The organism is Xylophilus sp. Leaf220 (genome assembly GCF_001421705.1).
In the GTDB taxonomy this organism is placed as follows: domain Bacteria; phylum Pseudomonadota; class Gammaproteobacteria; order Burkholderiales; family Burkholderiaceae_C; genus Xylophilus.
This window is the reverse complement of sequence record NZ_LMKO01000012.1, coordinates 415090-435285: the sequence shown is the minus strand read 5'-3', so window position 1 is coordinate 435285 and position 20196 is coordinate 415090. Positions and strand designations below refer to the sequence as shown.

At 67.9% G+C, this 20196-nt stretch carries 18 protein-coding genes; 12 read left to right on the top strand and 6 right to left on the bottom strand.

The genetic code is table 11. From position 1 onward, the window contains the following. Positions 1–20: 20 nt before the first annotated feature. On the bottom strand, positions 21–2174 hold the full coding sequence (locus tag ASE76_RS10685) for a cation-translocating P-type ATPase (RefSeq protein WP_055838825.1): 2154 nt from the start codon (positions 2172–2174) through the stop codon (positions 21–23). Between the two features lie 78 nt (positions 2175–2252). Here ASE76_RS10685 and ASE76_RS10680 point away from each other — a divergent pair, with 78 nt between their 5' ends. From ASE76_RS10680 to ASE76_RS20835, 5 genes are all read left to right on the top strand, one after another. Continuing rightward, positions 2253–2714, top strand: coding sequence for a MerR family transcriptional regulator (locus tag ASE76_RS10680; protein WP_055838822.1), 462 nt, complete (start codon positions 2253–2255; stop codon positions 2712–2714). Positions 2715–2875: 161 nt separating this feature from the next. Continuing rightward, on the top strand, positions 2876–3769 hold the full coding sequence (locus ASE76_RS10675) for a methionine ABC transporter ATP-binding protein (RefSeq protein ID WP_055838818.1): 894 nt from the start codon (positions 2876–2878) through the stop codon (positions 3767–3769). Then, positions 3766–4428, top strand: a complete 663-nt coding sequence (locus ASE76_RS10670) for a methionine ABC transporter permease (protein WP_055838815.1) — start codon at positions 3766–3768, stop codon at positions 4426–4428. Before ASE76_RS10675 ends, ASE76_RS10670 begins: the two co-directional genes overlap by 4 nt. Before the next feature lie 58 nt (positions 4429–4486). Continuing rightward, on the top strand, positions 4487–5302 hold the full coding sequence (locus ASE76_RS10665) for a MetQ/NlpA family ABC transporter substrate-binding protein (protein WP_055838812.1): 816 nt from the start codon (positions 4487–4489) through the stop codon (positions 5300–5302). Between the two features lie 115 nt (positions 5303–5417). Further along, positions 5418–5588 (top strand): hypothetical protein, encoded by a 171-nt coding sequence (locus ASE76_RS20835; protein ID WP_168389240.1) that lies wholly within the window; start codon positions 5418–5420, stop codon positions 5586–5588. A 97-nt stretch (positions 5589–5685) separates the two neighbouring features. On the opposite strand, the gene ASE76_RS10660 is transcribed toward ASE76_RS20835, so the two are convergent. The 5 genes from ASE76_RS10660 to lptF are packed head-to-tail and all read right to left on the bottom strand — an operon-like array spanning position 5686 to position 10447. Then, on the bottom strand, positions 5686–6870 hold the full coding sequence (locus ASE76_RS10660) for a pyridoxal phosphate-dependent aminotransferase (RefSeq protein ID WP_055838809.1): 1185 nt from the start codon (positions 6868–6870) through the stop codon (positions 5686–5688). 8 nt (positions 6871–6878) lie between these two features. Beyond that, positions 6879–7820, bottom strand: a complete 942-nt coding sequence (locus ASE76_RS10655) for a CysB family HTH-type transcriptional regulator (protein WP_055838806.1) — start codon at positions 7818–7820, stop codon at positions 6879–6881. A gap of 58 nt (positions 7821–7878) precedes the next feature. Then, complete coding sequence (locus ASE76_RS10650) at positions 7879–8253, bottom strand: sirohydrochlorin chelatase (RefSeq protein ID WP_055838802.1); 375 nt, start codon at positions 8251–8253, stop codon at positions 7879–7881. After that, positions 8250–9356 (bottom strand): LPS export ABC transporter permease LptG, encoded by a 1107-nt coding sequence (gene lptG / locus ASE76_RS10645; RefSeq protein ID WP_055839309.1) that lies wholly within the window; start codon positions 9354–9356, stop codon positions 8250–8252. Before lptG ends, ASE76_RS10650 begins: the two co-directional genes overlap by 4 nt. Beyond that, positions 9353–10447 (bottom strand): LPS export ABC transporter permease LptF, encoded by a 1095-nt coding sequence (gene lptF, locus ASE76_RS10640; protein ID WP_055838799.1) that lies wholly within the window; start codon positions 10445–10447, stop codon positions 9353–9355. The genes lptG and lptF overlap by 4 nt, the downstream gene beginning before the upstream one ends. Before the next feature lie 25 nt (positions 10448–10472). Between lptF and ASE76_RS10635 the strand changes: the two genes are divergently transcribed. From ASE76_RS10635 to lpdA, 7 genes are all read left to right on the top strand, one after another. Further along, positions 10473–11963 (top strand): leucyl aminopeptidase, encoded by a 1491-nt coding sequence (locus ASE76_RS10635; RefSeq protein WP_055838794.1) that lies wholly within the window; start codon positions 10473–10475, stop codon positions 11961–11963. A 34-nt stretch (positions 11964–11997) separates the two neighbouring features. After that, complete coding sequence (locus ASE76_RS10630; protein ID WP_055838791.1) at positions 11998–12429, top strand: DNA polymerase III subunit chi; 432 nt, start codon at positions 11998–12000, stop codon at positions 12427–12429. A 3-nt stretch (positions 12430–12432) separates the two neighbouring features. Beyond that, positions 12433–12834, top strand: a complete 402-nt coding sequence (locus tag ASE76_RS10625) for a hypothetical protein (protein ID WP_055838788.1) — start codon at positions 12433–12435, stop codon at positions 12832–12834. Positions 12835–12949: 115 nt separating this feature from the next. After that, a complete protein-coding gene (locus ASE76_RS10620; RefSeq protein WP_055838783.1) occupies positions 12950–14080 on the top strand; it encodes a branched-chain amino acid ABC transporter substrate-binding protein in 1131 nt (376 codons plus the stop codon). A 277-nt stretch (positions 14081–14357) separates the two neighbouring features. Beyond that, positions 14358–17225 (top strand): 2-oxoglutarate dehydrogenase E1 component, encoded by a 2868-nt coding sequence (locus ASE76_RS10615; RefSeq protein WP_055838781.1) that lies wholly within the window; start codon positions 14358–14360, stop codon positions 17223–17225. A gap of 69 nt (positions 17226–17294) precedes the next feature. Beyond that, positions 17295–18563, top strand: a complete 1269-nt coding sequence (odhB, locus tag ASE76_RS10610) for a 2-oxoglutarate dehydrogenase complex dihydrolipoyllysine-residue succinyltransferase (RefSeq protein WP_055838777.1) — start codon at positions 17295–17297, stop codon at positions 18561–18563. Positions 18564–18741: 178 nt separating this feature from the next. Beyond that, positions 18742–20169, top strand: a complete 1428-nt coding sequence (lpdA, locus tag ASE76_RS10605) for a dihydrolipoyl dehydrogenase (RefSeq protein ID WP_055838774.1) — start codon at positions 18742–18744, stop codon at positions 20167–20169. Positions 20170–20196: the final 27 nt, after the last annotated feature.

Sequence of the window (20196 nt, the reverse complement as noted above, 5' to 3'; positions counted from 1 at the left end):
AGGCAGTGCGCGGTGGCGGCTCAGGCTGCGGCCCCACGCGGCGCGGGGTCGGGCACCGGGACCGGTACCTGCCGCAGCATGCGCAGCCCGTTGGCCACCACCAGCAGGCTGGCGCCCATGTCGGCGAAAACGGCCATCCACATGGTTGCCACCCCGGCCAGCGCCAGCGCGAAGAACACGAGCTTGATGCCCAGCGCCAGCGCGATGTTCTGCCACAGCACGGTGTGGGTACGGCGCGAGAGGCGCACCGTCTCGGCCACCCGGCGCAGGTCGTCGTTCATGATGACCACGTCGGCCACCTCCATCGCGACGTCGGTGCCGGCACCGCCCATCGCGAAGCCGATGTCGGCCTTGGCGAGCGCCGGCGCGTCGTTGATGCCGTCGCCGGCCATCGCGGTGATGCCGTGGCGCTGCTGCAGGGCGGCGATCGCGGCCAGCTTGTCCTGCGGCAGCAGGCTGTGCTGCACCTGGTCGATGCCGGCCTCTGCGGCGGCCGCCTGGGCGGCGGCGCCGTTGTCGCCGGTGAGCATGACCGGCACGATGCCCAGCGCCTTCAGTTGCGCGACGGCGTCGCGGGCCTCGGGGCGCAGGGTGTCGGCCACGGCGAAGAGGGCGCGCACCGCGTCGCTATCGGCCAGCAGCGTCACGCTGCGGCCCTGCGATTCGTGCAATGCGACGGCCTGGGCGACGGATGCGTTCCAGACGCCGTTCTCCTGCATCAGGCGGCGGTTGCCCATGCGCCAGGTCTGGCCGCCCAACCGGCCCTGCACGCCGCGGCCGGGCAGGGCCTCGAAGTCGTCGGCCGTGGCGTCCTGCGGCACGTGCGCGTCGGCAGCGTGCAGGCCGGCGGCGATGGCGCGGGACACCGGGTGGTCGGACCGGCCGGCCAGCGCCGCGGCCACGTCGGTCGCCGCGTCGCTGCCGAAGGTCTGCTGCGCCACCAGCACTGGCCGGCCGGCGGTGACCGTGCCGGTCTTGTCGAAGGCCACCGCGCGGATGCCGCGCGCCTCCTCCAGACCCTTGCCGCCCTTGACGAGAATGCCCCGGCGGGCCGCGGCCGCCAGCGCGCTCACCACCGTCACCGGCGTGGCCAGCACCAGGGCGCAGGGGCAGGCGATCACCAGCAGCACCAGCGCGCGGTAGATGGCGTCGAGCCAGCCCCAGCCCAGCAGCAGCGGCGCGCCGATCGCGACGGCCACCGCCATCACGAAGACGGCCGGCGTGTAGACGGCGGCGAAGCGGTCGACGAAGCGCTGGGTGGGGGCGCGGCTGGCCTGGGCCTCTTCCACCGCGCGGATGATGCGGTCGAGCGTGGTGGCACCGGCGACCGAGGTGACGGTGGCTTCCAGCGCCGCCTGGGCGTTGAGGGTGCCGGCGTAGAGCGGGTCGCCGGGCGCCTTGTCGACCGCCAGGCTCTCGCCGGTGACGCTCGATTCGTCCACCGCGCCACGGCCGGCGGTCACCGTGCCGTCGAGCGGGATGCGGCCGCCGGGGCGGATGCGCATCACCGCGCCCAGCACCACGCTGTCCGCCGGCACTATGCGCCAGCCGCCGTCGGGCTGGCGGATCTCGGCCTCGTCGGGGCTCAGCGCCAGCAGGGCGCCGATGGCGTTGCGGGCGCGGTCGGCGGCGCGCTCCTCGATCCGCTCGGCCAGGGCGTAGAGCGCCATCACCATCGCGGCTTCGGGCCACTGGCCGATCAGGAAGGCGCCGGTCACCGCCACCGCCATCAGGGCGCTGATGCCCAACTGGCCGCGCAACAACGAGCGCAGGCCGCTGCGGTAGATGCCCAGCCCGGCCAAGCCGATGGCGACGGCGGCCAGTGCCATGCCGGCGATGCGCCAGGCGGTGGTGTCGGGCCCCAGCAGGTTCAGCAGTTCCGATCCCAGCGCCACCACCAGCGCCGCGCCGATGCGGCCCCAGCCGGGCAGCGCCCCGTGGTCGTGGCCGGCGTGGTCGCCGGCGCTTCCATGGTCGTGGCCGTCGTGGGAGCTGTTGGCGTCCGCAGGCTCGGGAGCGGCAGCGGCTGCCGTGCCGCATCCGCCGCCGCAGCAGGAGACGGCGATGCGGGGGGCGCCCGGGGCTCGCACCGGTGCGGCGCCTGCTGATGGGGCCGCGGGATGCGGGTGGGATCCACCGGGGTGGTGATCGTGCGGAGTGTTGCGGTCGGCCATGGAAATCCTGAAAGAGCGTGGCAGTGGAACCCTGCCATGCGATCATTGAAAACCTTGAAGCCACTCGAAGGTCAACCCATGCCGGCAGAAAGCCCCCGCCACCGAATCGGCGAAGCCGCGCGCCTGTCGGGCGTTCCTGCCGCCACGATCCGCTATTACGAGAAGGAAGCGCTGCTGCAGGCGCAGGCCCGCGAAGGCAACCAGTACCGGCTCTACACCGACGACGAGGTCCACCGGCTGCGTTTCATCCGGCTGTGCCGGGCGATGGACATGTCGCTGGTCGAGGTGCGGACATTGCTGGCGCTCGACCTGGACGACCCGGCCGACTGCGCCCGTGCGAGCGAGGCGCTGACCGCCCACCTGGGCCACGTGCAGGAGCGGTTGCAGGAACTGCAGGCGCTGGAGCAGGACCTGGCGGCCTTGCGCGACCGCTGCAGCGGCCACGGCGGGCGCTGCGGCATCATCGAGACGCTGCACGCCCGGGCCGACGCGCAGCCGCCGGTCGATCTGACGGCACCGGGCGTGCGCAGGCATGTGTAGGCATTCCGACCACCGAAGCAGTTGCTTATGCCCTGACTGCATAAGATTACGATTTTTTCATCGTTCTTCATTTTTGACCGGGCCACGATAATCGCGCCTTCGCCGGTTCCGGCCCGCCTTCCGACCATGCCGACCCGCAAGGGGTGCCGGTTTTCTACGCAATGAGTTCATCTTCCGCAGCGCTCGCGTCGCCCCCGCCGGTCATCCGCCTTGACGGCGTCGGCAAGACTTTCCACCTGCCCGACGGCACCGTGTTCGACGCGGTCAAGCAGGTCTCGCTCGAGATCGCCACCGGCGACATCTACGGCCTGATCGGCAAGAGCGGCGCCGGCAAATCCACGCTGCTGCGCCTGATCAACCTGCTGGAGCGGCCCGACCGCGGCCGGGTGCTGGTCGACGGCCGCGACCTCACCGCGCTCACCAAGACCCAGTTGCGCGACACGCGCCAGACGATCGGCATGATCTTCCAGCAGTTCAACCTGCTGCAGAACGCCAGCGTGTTCGACAACGTGGCCTTCCCGCTGAAGATCCACGGCAACCACGACAGGAAGGCCATCGCCCAGCGGGTGCGGGAATGCCTCGATGTGGTGGGCCTGGCCGAGAAGATCGACAGCTACCCGGCGCAGCTCTCGGGCGGGCAGAAGCAGCGGGTGGCGATCGCCCGGGCGCTGGCGCCCCGGCCGCAGGTGCTGCTGTGCGACGAACCCACTTCGGCGCTCGACACCGAAACCACCCGCTCGGTGCTGCAGACGCTGGCCGAGATCAACCTTCGCCTGGGCGTGACCATCGTCATCGTGACGCACGAGCTGTCAGTGGTGCAGAACATCTGCCGCCACGTGGCGGTGCTGGAGAAGGGCGAGCTGGTGGAGGAGTTCGCCCTGGGCGACGCCACCGCCACCCGCACCAGTGCGCTGGGTCAGGAGTTGGCCAGGCTGGAGCGCCGCCACGCGCTGCTGACCCGGATCGAGGCCGAGGAAGCGGCCACTGCTGCTGCGGCGCCTACCCGTGCCGATGCGGCTTCCGCCGCCGCGCGCCAGGTGGAGGCGGTGCAATGAGCGACAACATCCTCGCCATCCTGCCCGAGCTGTGGATGGCCGCCGGCCAGACCTTCGTGATGCTGGCCATCGGCCTGACCGCCGCCATCGTGCTCGGCGGGCCGCTGGGCGTGCTGCTGTTCCTGCTGGGGCCGGGCCAGTCGCTCGACAACAAGCCGGCCTTCCTGGTGCTGAACTGGATCGTGAACGTGGTGCGCTCGTTTCCGTTCATCATCCTGCTGGTGGCGCTGGTGCCTTTCACCCGCACCATCGCCGGCACCTCCATCGGGCCGCTGGCCGCGGCGGTGCCGCTGTCCTTCGCCGCGATTCCGTACTTCGCCCGCCTGGTCGACCAGTGCCTGCGCGAAGTGCCGCGCGGCGTGATCGAGGCGGCCCATGCGATGGGCGCGACCGAACTGCAGATCGTCTGGCGGGTGCTGCTGGTCGAGGCCCGCTCGGGCCTGGTGCTGGCGCTGACGGTCCTGGCGGTGAGCTTTCTCTCTTACTCGGCGGTGGCCGGCGTGGTGGGCGGCGGCGGCATCGGCGACCTGGCGATCCGCTACGGCTACTACCGCTTCCAGACCGACGTGATGGTGCTCACCGTGGCGCTGCTGGTGGTGCTGGTGCAGATCCTCCAGGTCACCGGCAACACGCTGGCGCGCCGGCTCGACAAGCGCTGACACGGCGCAGACGACAGAACAGAACAAAGAACCGATTTTTCATCCGAGGAGCACAACCATGATTTCGATCCAACGCCGCCTGCTGACCGCCCTGGTCGCCGCCACCCTGGGCGCCGCCGCCATCGGGGCCCACGCGCAGGCCGACAAGAAGAACCTGACCATCGGCGCTACCGCCGGCTCCAACATGGATCAGCTGAAGCAAGGCATCGTGCCGATCCTGCAGAAGCAGGGCTACACGGTGAAGCTGGTCGAATTCAACGACTACGTGCAGCCCAACCAGGCGCTGGCGCAGGGCTCGCTCGATGCCAACTTCTTCCAGCACCGGGTCTACCTGCAGAAGTTCGCGGCCGACCAGAAGCTCGACATCGTCGAGATCGTGCAGGGCCCGATCGCGCCGCTGGGCGTGTACTCCAAGAACCGCAAATCCTTGGCGGAGGCCAAGGAAGGCGACCGCGTCACGCTGCCGAACGACCCGAGCAACCTGGCCCGTGCGCTGGTGTTGCTGCAGCAGAACCAGCTGGTGACGCTCAAGCCCGGCATCGACGCGCTGCGCGCATCGGAGAAGGACCTGGCCGAGAACCCGCGCAAGCTGAAGTTCATCCCGCTGGAGGCCGCGCAGCTGCCGCGCTCGATCGGCGATACCGAGTACGCGATCATCAACGGCAACTTCGCGATCTCGTCGGGTCTGAAGCTGTCGGAAGCGGTGGCGCTGGAGAAGACGCCCGACCATTACCTGAACGTCGTGGCGGTCAAGCGGGCGGACAAGGACGCACCGTGGGCCAAGGCCATCGTCGACGCCTACCGCTCGCCCGAGTTCAAGGCCACGGTGGACAAGAACTTCGCCGGCTACGCCAAGCCGGCCTTCCTGCAGTAAGGCGCGTGCCGGCCGTGCAGGCCGGCTGCAATGCTTATCGGAGCACGCCCCGGAACCGCCGCATTTGTGTGGCCTAATTCCGGGTTTGCCATCCAACAATCAACCAGGAGTTTTCATGGGTAACAAGATCGTCACCGAAGCGGACCGCAAGGCAACCCCTCCACTGCCGGCACTGCCCGGCATGTCGCTGCAGACCGCCGGCCGCGGCCAGAAGGTCAGCCTCGAGCGTGGCAAGGCGACGCGTAGCAAGAAGAACCCCGGCAAGCGTCCCAGCAAGGGCGGTTGAGCGGCGTGTGCCCCGAGGGGCGCCGCAAAAAAGGCCGTGGAACGCAGGTTCCACGGCCTTTTTGCTTCGGTGGGCCCGGATGGCCCGCGCAGTCGGGTCAGAGCTTGCGCAGCCGCTCCAGGGCCGCGTGCAGCGTCTCGTCGCGCTTGGCGAAGCAGAAGCGCACCACATGCTGGTCGAAGCCGTCGCCATAGAACGCTGAAAGCGGAATCGCCGCGACGCCGTGGGTGCGCGCCAGCCACTGGCAGAAATCGGCTTCGGACAAATCGCTGACAGCAGAGATGTCCACGCACTGGAAATAACTGCCTTCGCTCGGAAGCAGGCGCAGCCGGGAGCCTTCCAGCCCCGCGCGGAACAGGTCGCGCTTGGCGCGGTAGAAGGCCGGCAACTGCAGGTACGGCTGCGGATCGGCCAAGTAGTCGGCGATGCCCTGCTGCATCGGCGTGTTGACGGTGAACACGTTGAACTGGTGCACCTTGCGGAACTCGGCCGTCAGCGCCATGGGCGCCGCAACGTAGCCGATCTTCCAGCCGGTGACGTGGAAGGTCTTGCCGAAGCTCGACACCACGAAGGCCCGCGCCGCCAGGCCCGGGAACCGCGACGCGCTCTGGTGCTCGCCGTCGAACACCATGTGCTCGTAGACCTCGTCGCTGATCAGCAGCACGTCGGTCGGCGCCAGCAGGGCCTCCAGGCGCAGCATGTCCTCGCGTGTCCAGACGGTGGCGCTGGGGTTGTGGGGCGAGTTGACGATGATCGCGCGGGTGCGCGGCGTCAGCGCCGCCGCGATTCGCGCGAAATCGGGCCGGAAGCTGCCGGGCACCAGCGGCACCCGCACCACCGTGCCGCCCGCCAGTTCGATGTTGGGCACGTAGCTGTCGTAGCAGGGCTCCAGCACCACCACCTCGTCGCCGGGGCGGACGACGGCCAGGATGGCGGTGATGATCCCCTGCGTCGCGCCGGCGGTGACGGTGATCTCGTCGGCCGCGCTGTAGCGGTATCCGTGCAGCGCCTCGATCTTCTCGACGATGGCGTCGCGCAACACCGGCAGGCCGGCCATCGGCGGGTACTGGTTGGCACCGGCGCGCATCGCGGCAGCCACCGCGTCGACCAGCCGCGGATCGCATTCGAAATCGGGAAAGCCCTGGCCGAGGTTCACCGCGCCGGTCTCGGCGGCCAGGGCCGACATGACGGTGAAGATGGTGGTGCCGACGCGCGGCAGCTTGGTCTGCACCGGGGGCGTGCGGGCAGGGGAGGCGGGAGACCGGGTGGCGGAGGCGGACATGGGCAGGGTCACAGGTCGTAGTCGTCGAAGCGGCCCGAGAGCGCCTTGGCGATCAGGTCGCGGTTGAGCCGGTCGCTGAGCAGTTCGGCGAATTCCAGCACGAAGTTGCGCAGGTAGGCGCTGCGCTTGAAGGCGACGCGCGCCAGGTTGCTGCCGAACAGGTGGCCCAGCGGGCGCACCACCAGGTCGGCGTTGGAATCGTCCCGCACCGCCATCTCGGCCACGATGCCTACGCCGAGCCCCAGACGCACGTAGGTCTTGATCACGTCGGAATCGATCGCCTCCAGCGCGATGCGCGGCGCCAGCTTGCGGGCGGCGAAGGCCTGGTCGATGCGGGTGCGGCCGGTGAAGGACGGGTGGTAGGTGATGATCGGCTCGGCCGCCACGTCCTCCAGCGTCAGCCGCTCGATCTGCGCCAGCGGATGGCCCACCGGCACCACCAGCACATGCTGCCATTCGTAGCAGGGCAGGGTGACCAGGTCGCCGTAGTCGGCCAGCGACTCGGTGGCGATGCCGATCTCGGCGATCTCGTCGAGCACCATGCGCGCCACCTGGTCGGGCGAGCCCTGGTGCAGGCTGACGTTGACCTTGGGGTAGGCGGTGCGCAGCTTGGCGACCGGCACCGGCAGCACGTAGCGGGCCTGGGTGTGGGTGGTGGCGATCGAGAGGGTGCCGCTATCCTGCGCGCTGAACTGCTCGCCGATGCGGCGCAGGTTGCCCACCTCACGCATGATCAGTTCGATGCTTTTGAGCACATGCTCGCCGGGCTCGGTGACGCGCTTGAGCCGCTTGCCGTGGCGGGCGAAGATCTCGACGCCCAGCTCTTCCTCCAGCTCGATGATCGCCTTCGACACGCCGGGTTGCGAGGTGTGGAGCGCCTTGGCGGCCTCGGTGAGGTTCAGGTTCCGGCGCACGGCCTCCTGGACGAAGCGGAACTGGTGGAGGTTCATGCGGACAGGTCTCGGAAAAGCTGCCGCATTATGCGGTCGGGCTGCCGGCCGGGCGCCGTCAACGGCCCGCGGCGATATCGGCCATCAGCGCCAGCATCGCGGGATGCTCGCCGATGGAGGGCTTCAGGTCGAACGCGATGGCCGGATGCTGCGCACGCAGATCCTGCACGAGAGCCGGCAGGTCTTCCCGGGCGTGGCGGCCGACGCCCAGGAACATCGGCACGATGCGGATCGTGCGGGCGCCTCGGGCCGCGAGAGACTCGACGGTCTCGGGCAATGCCGGCTCGGTCAGCTCCAGGTAGGCGCAGGCCACCGGCACCGCCGGCGCATCGGTCCGCATCCGCTCGGCCACCGCCTCGATCGGCTTGCGCCACAGCGGGTCGCGGGAGCCATGGCCGAAAAGCACCACGGCGGTCGTCGGGTCTTGCGTCATCTTCGGAGTACCAGCCAGCTGAAGGCGCCCAGGGAGAGCACGGTGTAGATCATCCCGGGCGCCGCGGCGGTGAGCCACGGCATCCAGTTCTGCAGATTGCCGATGTAGCCGAACACGTTGTTCAGCAGGAAGAAGCTCACGCCGGCCAATACGCCGCCGAACACATAGGTGGCGATGCCGCCCGAGCGGAAATGCAGGTAGGCGAAGGGCAGTGCCAGCACCACCATCACCAGGCAGGAGATCGGATAGAACACCTTGCGCCAGAACTCGATCTCGTAGCGCTGTGCCGCCTGGCCGTTCGAATCGAGGTGGCGGATGTACTGGAACAGGTCCAGCGTGCGCATCTTGTCGGGCTTGAGCAGCGATGCGGCCACCATCTCGGCGCTGATGTGGGTCGGCCAGGTGGCCTCGTCCAGGTGCTTGCGGTCGACCCGGGCCTTGTTGGCAACCTCGGTATGGAAATCGCTGCGGTCGACCTTGTACAGGGTCCAGAGGTCGCCCGGCCCGAAGACCGCGCTCTCGGCCGTGACGATGCTGGAGACGAAGCCGCGGTTGTCGAAGCCGTAGATGCGCACGCCGGTCATCGTGCCGTCGGCGCCGAGCGAGCGCACGTTGGCCGAGTAGTCGCCGGTCGCCTGCTTCTCGCGCAGCCAGGCGCCGGTCTGGCCGATGGTGAGCTTGCCCTGGTAGCGCGCCTTGACCAGCGTGGCGGCCTTCTCGCCCGCCGGCGCAGCATAGTCGCCCACCGCCAGCGTCAGCACCACGAACACCATGCCCAGCGACAGCAGGGTGCCCAGCGCCCGCCACGGCCCCAGGCCGCTGGTGCGCAGGATCGTGTACTCGGAGCTCTGCGCCAGCCGCGCCATCACGAAGATGGTGCCGATCAGCACGGTGATCGGCAGCAGTTCGTAGAGGTGGCTCGGGATCGACAGCGACACGAAGAGCAGCGCGTGCTGCACCTGGTAGCCATCGCTGCCGCTGCGGCCGATGTAGCGCAGCTCGTCGACGAAGTCGAAGAAGAAGAACAGCGCCAGAAAGCCCAGCGTGACGAAGGCCACGGCCCGCAACACTTCGGCATAGAGGAAGCGGCGGATCGTCTTCATGCGGCGGCTCCGCTGCGGCGGGCGCCGCGCCAGGTCCATTGCGTGTGCCGCTTGGCCAGCAGCAGTCCGCTGGCGGCCAGCACGCCGCCGTGCAGCAGCACGATCACGCCGACGAAGTTGAGCTTGCCGCCCACCATCCAGCTCTGCGCAAGGTTCAACAGGTTGTAGTAGACGACGAAGGCGAACAGCGCGAACACCAGATTGCCGCTGCGCCCGGCCCGCGGGTTGACGCTCGAGATCGCCAGCGCCATCACCACGAAGTTGAATCCGGCGAAGGCCAGGCCCAGCCGCCAAGCCAGCTCGGCCTGATTCATGATGGTGGGATCCCGCAGCAGGTCGAGCGTGCTGCGCAGCTTGACCGGTATCTCTTCCTGGTCGTCCAGCACATTGGTCGCGATCCGGTTGGCGAACTCGCGGAACTCGCTGATCTTCAGCCCCGGCTTGCCGACGTGGCTCTCGAGCCGCTGGCCGTCGTTGAGCACCACGAAACGGTCGTCGTTGAGGATCGCCAGACGGCCAGTGCGGGCCGAGGTGACAATTTCCTGGCCCCGCTCCGACGCGGTGATGAACACGTTGCTGGCCGTCTGCGCATCGGGCGTGTCCTTGTCGATGAAGAACACGCGGTTGCCGCCGGCCGATTCCATGAACTGGCCCGGCGCCACCCGGTCGATGTCGCCGCGGCGCTCGTAGCGGTCCTTCATGCCCTGGATCTGGGTGTTGGCCCAGGGCCAGACCAGCAGGGCTAGTGCCGCGATCAGCGCCAGCACCGGCCAGGAGAAGCGCAGCAGGGGCCGCAGGAAACTCGCCAGGCCCCGGCCGCCCGACAGCCAGATCACCATTTCACTGTCGCGGTACATCCGCGACAGGGTGCCGACGATGGAGACGAAGAGGCTCAGCGCCAGGATGGTCGGCAGCTGGCCGAGCACGGTGTAGCCCATGACCAGCAGCACGTCGGACGGGTTGACGCTGCCGCGCGAGGCCTGGCCCAGCACCCGGATCAGCATGATGGTCATCACCACCGTGGCCAGCACCACCAGCGTCGCGCCGAAGCTCCGCGCGAGCTCCTTGCGGATGGAGGAATGGAATAACATGGAAGACCAAAAGAAAACATCGATTATGGACTTCCAACTCAAGACCCTGGACCTCGCAGGCGCCGCCGCGGAAAAGACCGACGCACTGGTATTGCTGGTGGCCGAAAGCGCCAAGCCGGGCGCCCATGCGCTGGAACGTGCTATCGCCGATGCCCGCAAGGCGGGCGACTTCGAGCCCAAGACCGGCAAGGTGCTGGCCCTCTACGGCCATGCGGCCAGCGCGGCGCGGCTCACGGTGGTGGCGGGTGTGGGCGACGGCAGCGCACGTGCGGTGCACAAGGCGGTGGTGGCCGCCGTCGGCGCATTGAAGTCCCATGCGGTGCGGCGCCTGACCGTCGTGCTGCCGGCGTTGCCCGACGGGGCCGCGGCGGTACAGGCGGCCACGACCGCCGCGGCCGATGCCAGCTACGTCTTCACCACCACCAAATCCAAGCCCGAGCCGCGCAAGCTGGAGAAGCTGACGCTGGCCGTGCCCGATGCCGGCGCGGTGCGCGCCGCTTTCGACTGCGCCCGGGCCACGGTCGCCGGTGTCGAGTTCGCCAAGGAGTGGGGCAACCGCCCCGCCAACTTTGCCACCCCCGCCTTGCTGGCCGACGCGGCCAAGACGCTGGTCACCGCCCAGGTGAAGTGCGAGGTGCTGGGCCCGCGGGAGGTCGCCAAGCTGGGCATGGGCTCCTTCATGGCGGTCGCCAAGGGCTCGGAAGAAGAACTGCGGTTCATCGTGCTGCGCTACAGCGGCGCGGCCAAGAACGACGCGCCGGTGGTGCTGGTCGGCAAGGGCATCACCTTCGACACCGGCGGCATCTCGATCAAGCCTTCCGCCGAAATGGACGAGATGAAGTTCGACATGTGCGGCGCCGCCAGCGTGCTCGGCACCTTCAAGGCCCTGGGCGAGCTGAAGCCCGCGATCAACGTCGTGGGCCTGATCCCGTCCTGCGAGAACATGCCCGACGGCCGCGCCCTCAAGCCGAGCGACGTGGTGACCAGCATGAGCGGCCAGACGATCGAGGTGCTCAACACCGACGCCGAAGGCCGTCTGGTGCTGTGCGACGCGCTCACCTATGCGGAGCGTTTCAATCCTCGCGCGGTGATCGACATCGCCACGCTGACCGGCGCTTGCGTGGTGGCGCTGGGCGCGGTGCGCAGCGGCATGTTCTCGGCCGACGACGCCCTGGCCGCCGCACTGCACCAGGCAGGCGAAGCGGCGCTCGACCCGTGCTGGCGCCTGCCGCTGGACGACGAATACGCCGAGGGCCTGAAGACGCCGTTCGCCGACGTGGCCAACATCGGCGGCCGTGCGGGCGGGGCGATCACCGCCGCCAAGTTCCTGCAGCGTTTCACCGCCAAGTTTCCCTGGGCGCATCTGGACATCGCCGGTAGCGCCTGGAAGGGCGGCGGTAGCAAGGGCTCCACTGGACGGCCGGTTCCTTTGTTGCTCAACTACCTGCTGGCCCAGGTCCAGCAACGGCCTGCAGCTACGAAAAAAGTAGCAAACAAAGCCCGAGCCGCATCGTGACGGTGGCGGGCCGGGCGGCAGGAGTGCCTGCGCCATGACCGAGATCGGCTTTCACTTCAACGCGCCCGACAAGCTGGCGTACGCCTGCCGGTTGTTGCGCAAGGCCACGGGCGGCGGTGCGCGGGTGGTGGTCGTGGCGCCGGGCGCTGCGCTCGACCTCCTCGACCGCGGCCTGTGGAGCTTGTCGCCCACCGATTTCCTGGCCCATTGCCGCGCGACCGATCCCGAGCCGATGCGGCGCGCTTCCCCGATCCTGCTGACCGAGGCCGCCGACGCCGCGCCGCACCACCAGGTGCTGCTCAACCTGGGCGGTGAAGTGCCGCAGGGCTTCGGCCGTTTCGAGCGGCTGATCGAGGTGGTGTCGCTCGGCGACGAGGACGACCGCAAGGGGGCCCGCGCCCGCTGGAAGCACTATGCCGACCGGGGCTACTCCATTACCCGCCACGACCTGGCGCTGAAAGCCTGAGCCATGCCGACGACCCCATCGACCGCCGCCGCACCGCGTTTCGTGCCGACCCTGACCGAGGTGGTCGACCGCGCCGCCCCCGAGAGCGGCGTGCCGCCCGCGCCGGCTCCGGCGGCAGCGCCGTCCGGCCTCCATGCGGACAAGGGCCGCGCCCCGCCGCATCTGCCGCCCGAGATCGCCGAGGCGCTGCAGGAGCAGATCACCCAGCGGGTGCTGGCCCGCGTCGATGCCGTCCTGGCCGGTCGCCTGAGCGACGCGATCGCCCTGGTAGTGCTGGAGCAGACGCGCTTCATGCTGCCCCGGCTGCGGGAAGAAATCGCCGGATCGGTGCGCAACGCCGTCTCCGCGGCGCTGGCGCAGGAACGCGATGCACTGCAGCCGCGACCGGGCCGCGGGCCTGCATGATTTCGTGCGCCGGCGGCACCGTATGTTTCCTCTGGTCCGGGCCCGGAAATTGCGGTAGCGTCCGGCCCATCGATTCCCCATCGGCTTCGATGTTTTCCCAACCGGAGATTTTTATATGCACCTGAAGTTGAAGTTGACCCTGACCGCTGCGCTGGCCGCAGTCGCCGCTACCTCGTTCGCACAAGACACCCAGGTGATCAAGCTCGGGCACGTCGGCCCCGTTTCGGGCCCTCAGGCCCACTACGGCCGCGACAACGAGAACGGCGCGCGCATGGCGGTCGAAGAACTCAACACGCAGAACATCGTCATCAACGGCAAGAAGATCAAGTGGGAGCTGCAGGCCGAAGACGACGCCGCCGACCCGAAGCAGGGCACGGCCGCCGCACAAAAGCTGTGCGACGCCAAGGTCGCCGGCGTGATCGGCCACCTGAATTCGGGCACCACGCTGCCGGCATCGAAGGTCTACAACGACTGCGGCATCCCGCACGTGACCGGTTCGTCGACCAACCCGCTGCTGATGAAGCCGGGCTACAACACCTCGTTCCGCATCATCTCGAACGACAACGCGCTCGGATCGGCCCTGGCCCTCTACGCGACCGACACGCTCAAGCTGAAGAAGATCGCGGTGATCGACGACCGCACCGCCTACGGCCAGGGCGTCGCCTCGGTGTTCAAGAAGGCCGCGGCCGACAAGGGCGCCGAGATCGTAGCGGAGCAGTTCACCACCGACAAGGCCACCGATTTCATGGCTATCCTGACCGCCATCAAGGCCAAGGCGCCGGACGGCATCTTCTTCGGCGGCATGGACCCGCAGGGCGGCCCGATGCTGCGCCAGCTGGAGCAGCTCGGCATGTCGAACGTCAAGTTCTTCGGCGGCGACGGCATCTGTACCGCCGAGCTGGCCCGCCTCTCCGGCGGCGCGAAGACGCTGGGCAACGTGGTCTGCGCGGAAGGCGGCTCGTCGCTCGCCAAGATGCCGGGCGGCGAAGCCTGGAAGAAGCGCTACGACGCCAAGTTCCCCGGCCAGTTCCAGATCTACAGCCCGTATACCTACGACGCCACGATGCTGCTCGCCGACGCGATGAAGCGCGCCAATTCGTGGGATCCGAAGGTCTACATCCCGGTTCTGCTGAAGTCCAACTACAGCGGCGTGACCGCCACGATCGCCTTTGAGCCCAATGGCGAGCTGAAGAACCCGGCCAGCACCTTGTACAACTACAAGGACGGCAAGCGCACGCCGCTGTAATGGCATGAGGCACGCCGCCCGGTCGATCGCCGACCGGGCTGCCATCGCCTCGGGGTTGCGGCGGCGAATCGCCGCTCGCCGTGGCCCCGTCCAAGAATCCCGCATCGGGGTCGGTTTCGAACCGGCCCCCTGCGGGATTTTTTTAGATGGCACAATCGCACGTTGTACTCGGCCCCTTCCACAGCCACAGTCGCATCCGCCAACCGGTTCAGCCGTGTCGCGGAAGGTTTTCCAAACCAGCTAATGTTTTCCCAAGGGAAACGAAAGTAGCGCACACATGAGCGAGACCACGTCTCTATACGACGCCTACCAGGGCAACACCTACCTCTTCGGCGGCAACGCGCCCTACGTGGAGGAGATGTATGAAAACTACCTGGAGAATCCCGGCAGCGTCCCGGACAACTGGCGTGAATATTTCGACGCCCTCCAGCACGTGCCGGCCACCGACGGCAGCGATGCCCGCGACGTGCCCCACCTGCCGGTCGTCAACGCCTTCGCAGAACGTGCCAAGCAGGGCCAGACCAAGGTCGTGGTCGCCAGCGCCGATTCGGAACTGGGCCGCAAGCGCACCGCCGTCCAGCAGCTGATCGCCGCCTACCGCAACGTCGGTGTACGCTGGGCCGACCTGGATCCGCTCAAGCGCACCGAGCGCGAGAACATCCCCGAGCTCGAGCTGCCGTTCTACGGCTTCACCGACGCCGACCAGGAGACGGTGTTCAACACGAGCAACACCTTCTTCGGCAAGGACACGATGCCTCTGCGCGAGCTGATGAACGCGCTGAAGGAAACCTACTGCGGCACCATCGGCGCCGAGTACATGTACACCACCGACCACGTGCAGAAGCGCTGGTGGCAGCAAAAGCTCGAAGGCATCCGCACCAAGCCGAGCTTCAACAACGACCAGAAGAAGCACATCCTCGACCGCCTGACCGCGGCCGAAGGCCTGGAGCGCTTCCTCCACACCAAGTACGTCGGCCAGAAGCGCTTCTCGCTCGAAGGCGGCGAGAGCTTCATCGCCTCGATGGACGCGCTGATCCAGGAAGCCGGCGCCAAGGGCGTGCAGGAAATCGTGATCGGCATGGCCCACCGCGGCCGCCTGAACGTGTTGGTGAACTCGCTCGGCAAGCTGCCGGCCGACCTGTTCGCCGAGTTCGACCACACCGCGCCGGAAGACCTGCCGAGCGGCGACGTGAAGTACCACCAGGGCTTCAGTTCCGACGTGAACACCCCCGGCGGTCCAGTGCACCTGAGCCTGGCGTTCAACCCGTCGCACCTGGAAATCGTGAACCCGGTCGTCGAAGGCTCGGTGCGTGCCCGGATGGACCGCCGCGGCGATCCGCAGGGCAAGCAGGTGCTGCCGGTGCTGGTGCACGGCGACGCCGCCTTCGCGGGCCAGGGCGTCATCATGGAAACGCTGGCGCTGGCCGAGACCCGTGGCTACCACACGGGCGGCACGGTGCACATCGTGATCAACAACCAGATCGGTTTCACCACCAGCGACCCGCGCGACAGCCGCTCGACGCTGTACTGCACCGACGTGGTCAAGATGATCGAATCGCCGGTGCTGCACGTCAACGGCGACGACCCCGAAGCCGTGGTGCTGGCGACGCAACTGGCGCTCGAGTTCCGGATGGAGTTCCAGAAGGACGTCGTCGTCGACATCATCTGCTTCCGCAAGCTGGGCCACAACGAGCAGGACACCCCGTCGCTCACCCAGCCGCTGATGTACAAGAAGATCGCGGCCCACCCCGGCACGCGCAAGCTCTACGCCGACAAGCTGGCCACGCAGGGCCTGGGCGAGACGCTCGGCGACGACATGTTCAAGGCGTTCCGCGCCGCGATGGAAGCGGGCAAGCACACGGTCGATCCGGTGCTCACCAACTTCAAGGGCAAGTACGCGGTCGATTGGAGCCCGTACCTGGGCAAGAAGTGGACCGACGCCGGCGACACCGCGATCCCGATGTCCGAGTGGAAGCGCCTTGCCGAGCGTGTGACGACGATTCCCGAATCCGTCACCCCGCACCAGCTGGTCAAGAAGGTCTACGACGACCGCGCGGCGATGGGCCGTGGCGAGATCAACGTCGACTGGGGCATGGGTGAAACCATGGCCTACGCGTCGCTGGTGGCCAGCGGCTACCCGGTGCGACTGTCGGGCGAGGACTGCGGCCGCGGAACCTTCACCCACCGCCATTCGGTGATCCACGACCAGAAGCGCGAGAAGTTCGACGAGGGCACCTACACCCCGCTGCAGAACATCGCCGAGAACCAGGCTCCCTTCGTCGTCATCGACTCGATCCTGTCCGAAGAGGCGGTGCTGGGCTTCGAATACGGCTACGCATCGAACGACCCCAACACCCTGGTGATCTGGGAAGCCCAGTTCGGCGATTTCGCCAACGGCGCGCAGGTGGTGATCGACCAGTTCATCGCCTCCGGCGAAGTGAAGTGGGGCCGCGTCAACGGCCTGACGCTGATGCTGCCGCACGGCTACGAAGGCCAGGGCCCCGAGCACAGCTCGGCGCGCCTCGAGCGCTTCATGCAGCTGTCGGCCGACACCAACATGCAGGTGGTCCAGCCCACCACGGCCAGCCAGATCTTCCACGTGCTGCGCCGCCAGATGGTGCGCAACCTGCGCAAGCCGCTGATCATCATGACGCCGAAGTCGCTGCTTCGGAACAAGGACGCGACCTCGCCGATCTCCGAGTTCACCGAAGGCGGCTTCCGCACCGTGATCGCCGAGAGCAAGGAACTGAAGGCCGACAAGGTCAAGCGTGTGATCGCCTGCTCGGGCAAGGTCTACTACGACCTGGCCAAGAAGCGGGAAGAGAAGGGCGCCGACGACACCGTCATCCTGCGGGTCGAGCAGCTCTATCCGTTCCCGCACAAGGCCTTCGCCACCGAGCTGAAGAAGTACCCCAACGTGACCGACATCGTGTGGTGCCAGGACGAGCCGCAGAACCAGGGCGCCTGGTTCTTCGTGCAGCACTACATCCACGAGAACATGGCCGACGGCCAGAAGCTCGGCTACTCCGGTCGCGCGGCATCCGCTTCGCCGGCCGTGGGTTACTCGCACCTGCACCAGGAGCAGCAGAAGGCACTGGTCGAAGGTGCGTTCGGCAAGCTCAAGGGCTTCGTGCTCTCGAAGTAAGAACGTCAGATCCAGAGGGAAGGGCGGTCGCGCCCTTCTGTTTTCCCGACATATCGAAAGAAGTACCCCATGGCCATCGTAGAAGTCAAAGTCCCCGAGTTGTCCGAATCCGTGGCGGAAGCCACCATGCTGCAGTGGAAGAAGAAGGTCGGCGACGCCGTCGCGGCCGACGAGATCCTGATCGAGATCGAAACCGACAAGGTGGTGCTGGAAGTGCCCGCACCGTCGGCCGGCGTGCTGACCGAGCTGGTGGTCGCCGATGGCGGCACCGTCGTGACCGCGCAGGTCATCGCCAAGATCGACACCTCGGCCACCGCCAGCGCCCCGGCACCGGCCGCCGCGCCCGCCGCTGCCCCTCCAGCCGCCGCGCCGGCTCCTGCGCCGGCCGCCGCCGCAGCCGCCTCCACCGGTGGCAGCAAGGCCGACGTGGCGATGCCCGCCGCCGCCAAGCTGCTGGCCGACAACAACCTGAAGACCGGCGATGTGGCCGGCTCCGGCCGCGACGGCCGCGTCACCAAGGGCGACGTGCTGTCGGCCGTGGCCGCACCCAAGCCCGCTGCCGCCGCGCCGGCACCCGCCAAGGCGCCGCTGGCCGCCGTGGCGGCACCGTCGGGCCCGAACTTCGCACAGTTGGGCGAGCGTCCCGAGCAGCGCGTGCCGATGAGCCGCCTGCGCGCCCGCATCGCCGAGCGCCTGCTGCAGTCGCAATCCACCAACGCCATCCTGACCACGTTCAACGAGATCAACATGGCGCCGGTGATGGACATGCGCAAGCGTTTCCAGGACAGCTTCACCAAGGAGCACGGCGTCAAGCTCGGCTTCATGAGCTTCTTCGTCAAGGCCGCTGTGCACGCGCTGAAGAAGTACCCGGTGATCAACGCCTCGGTCGACGGCAACGACATCGTCTACCACGGCTACTTCGACATCGGCATCGCCGTCGGTTCGCCGCGCGGCCTGGTGGTGCCGATCCTGCGCAACGCCGATCAGATGAGCTTCGCCGACATCGAGAAGAAGATCGCCGAATTCGGCAAGAAGGCGCAGGACGGCAAGCTGGGCATCGACGACATGACCGGTGGCACGTTCTCCATCTCCAACGGCGGCACCTTCGGCTCGATGCTGTCGACCCCGATCATCAACCCGCCGCAGTCGGCCATCCTGGGCGTGCACGCCACCAAGGACCGCGCGGTGGTGGAGAACGGCCAGATCGTCGTCCGCCCGATGAACTACTTCGCGCTTTCGTACGACCACCGCATCATCGACGGCCGCGAAGCCGTGCTGGGCCTGGTCGCGATGAAGGATGCGCTGGAAGATCCGTCGCGTCTGCTGTTTGATATCTAACTAACCCCCAGGCTTCGCGCCACTTCGTGTCGCTTCGCCAACCCCCTTGCAGGGGGCAACACCAGCGGCCCGGCAAAGCCGGTTCCGCGGTGTTCTCGAACGGGCTTCGCTGCGCTTGCCGCGGATGACGAAGCGGTCGATACGGGCGCCGTCGGTGCCCTTTATTGAAAGAATCCACATGTCCCAACAATTCGACGTCATCGTCATCGGCGGCGGCCCTGGCGGCTATATCGCGGCCATCCGCGCGGCCCAGCTCGGCTTCAAGGTCGCGGCCATCGACGAATGGAAGAACGACAAGGGCGGCCCCGCGCCCGGCGGCACCTGCACCAACGTCGGCTGCATCCCGTCCAAGGCGCTGCTGCAGTCGTCCGAGCATTTCGAGTTCTCGCACAAGCACCTGGCCGAGCACGGCGTGAAGGTCTCGGGCGTCGAGCTCGACCTGCCGACGCTGTTGGGCCGCAAGGACACCGTCGTCAAGCAGAACAACGACGGCATCCTGTACCTGTTCAAGAAGAACAAGATCAGCTTCTTCCACGGCCGCGGTTCGTTCGCGAAGGCGGCCGACGGCGGCTACGAGATCCAGGTCTCGGGCGCCAAGGAAGAGACGCTGTCGGCCAAGCAGGTCGTCATCGCCACCGGCTCCAACGCACGCGCGCTGCCCGGCACGCCGTTCGACGAGGTCAACGTTCTGTCGAACGACGGCGCGCTGCGACTGGGCGCGGTGCCCAAGACGCTGGCCCTGATCGGCTCCGGCGTGATCGGCCTGGAGATGGGCTCGGTCTGGCGCCGCCTGGGTGCCGACGTGACCATCCTGGAAGGCCTGCCCACGTTCCTCGGCGCGGTCGACCAGCAGGTGGCCAAGGAAGCCAAGAAGGCTTTCGACAAGCAGGGCCTGAAGATCAACCTGGGCGTGAAGGTCGGAGAGATCAAGACGTCCGACGCGGGCGTCTCCATCGCCTACACCGACGCCAAGGGCGAGGCGCAGACGCTGCAGGCCGACAAGCTGATCGTCTCTATCGGCCGCGTGCCCAACACCGTCGGCCTGAACGGCGAAGCCGTCGGCCTGAAGCTCGATGAGCGCGGCGCGATCGTGGTGGACGACGAGTGCAGGACCAACCTGCCCGGAGTCTGGGCGATCGGCGACGTGGTGCGCGGCCCGATGCTGGCGCACAAGGCCGAGGAAGAGGGCGTGGCTGTCGCCGAGCGCATGGCCGGCCAGCACGGCCACGTCAACTTCAACACGATCCCCTGGGTGATCTACACCAGCCCCGAGATCGCGTGGGTCGGCAAGACCGAAGAACAGCTCAAGGCCGAGGGTGTCGCCTACAAGGCGGGCTCGTTCCCGTTCCTGGCCAACGGCCGGGCGCGGGCGCTGGGCGACACGACCGGTTTCGTCAAGTTCATCGCCGATGCGACGACCGACGAGATCCTGGGCGTGCACATCGTCGGCCCGCAGGCCAGCGAACTGATCTCCGAAGCCGTCGTGGCGATGGAGTTCAAGGCGAGCGCGGAAGACATCGCCCGCATCTGCCATGCCCATCCGTCGCTGTCGGAAGCCACGAAGGAAGCCGCGCTGGCGGTCGACAAGCGCACGCTGAACTTCTGATCCTGTAAGCGAAAAGTGCCTGAAGCC

Bases quoted from the DNA above. Each gene is read 5' to 3' on its own strand.
- ASE76_RS10685 (WP_055838825.1), bottom strand. From the start codon at position 2,174: ATGGCCGACCGCAACACTCCGCACGATCACCACCCCGGTGGATCCCAC.
- ASE76_RS10680 (WP_055838822.1), top strand. From the start codon at position 2,253: ATGCCGGCAGAAAGCCCCCGCCACCGAATCGGCGAAGCCGCGCGCCTG.
- ASE76_RS10675 (WP_055838818.1), top strand. From the start codon at position 2,876: ATGAGTTCATCTTCCGCAGCGCTCGCGTCGCCCCCGCCGGTCATCCGC.
- ASE76_RS10670 (WP_055838815.1), top strand. From the start codon at position 3,766: ATGAGCGACAACATCCTCGCCATCCTGCCCGAGCTGTGGATGGCCGCC.
- ASE76_RS10665 (WP_055838812.1), top strand. From the start codon at position 4,487: ATGATTTCGATCCAACGCCGCCTGCTGACCGCCCTGGTCGCCGCCACC.
- ASE76_RS20835 (WP_168389240.1), top strand. From the start codon at position 5,418: ATGGGTAACAAGATCGTCACCGAAGCGGACCGCAAGGCAACCCCTCCA.
- ASE76_RS10660 (WP_055838809.1), bottom strand. From the start codon at position 6,870: ATGTCCGCCTCCGCCACCCGGTCTCCCGCCTCCCCTGCCCGCACGCCC.
- ASE76_RS10655 (WP_055838806.1), bottom strand. From the start codon at position 7,820: ATGAACCTCCACCAGTTCCGCTTCGTCCAGGAGGCCGTGCGCCGGAAC.
- ASE76_RS10650 (WP_055838802.1), bottom strand. From the start codon at position 8,253: ATGACGCAAGACCCGACGACCGCCGTGGTGCTTTTCGGCCATGGCTCC.
- lptG (WP_055839309.1), bottom strand. From the start codon at position 9,356: ATGAAGACGATCCGCCGCTTCCTCTATGCCGAAGTGTTGCGGGCCGTG.
- lptF (WP_055838799.1), bottom strand. From the start codon at position 10,447: ATGTTATTCCATTCCTCCATCCGCAAGGAGCTCGCGCGGAGCTTCGGC.
- ASE76_RS10635 (WP_055838794.1), top strand. From the start codon at position 10,473: ATGGACTTCCAACTCAAGACCCTGGACCTCGCAGGCGCCGCCGCGGAA.
- ASE76_RS10630 (WP_055838791.1), top strand. From the start codon at position 11,998: ATGACCGAGATCGGCTTTCACTTCAACGCGCCCGACAAGCTGGCGTAC.
- ASE76_RS10625 (WP_055838788.1), top strand. From the start codon at position 12,433: ATGCCGACGACCCCATCGACCGCCGCCGCACCGCGTTTCGTGCCGACC.
- ASE76_RS10620 (WP_055838783.1), top strand. From the start codon at position 12,950: ATGCACCTGAAGTTGAAGTTGACCCTGACCGCTGCGCTGGCCGCAGTC.
- ASE76_RS10615 (WP_055838781.1), top strand. From the start codon at position 14,358: ATGAGCGAGACCACGTCTCTATACGACGCCTACCAGGGCAACACCTAC.
- odhB (WP_055838777.1), top strand. From the start codon at position 17,295: ATGGCCATCGTAGAAGTCAAAGTCCCCGAGTTGTCCGAATCCGTGGCG.
- lpdA (WP_055838774.1), top strand. From the start codon at position 18,742: ATGTCCCAACAATTCGACGTCATCGTCATCGGCGGCGGCCCTGGCGGC.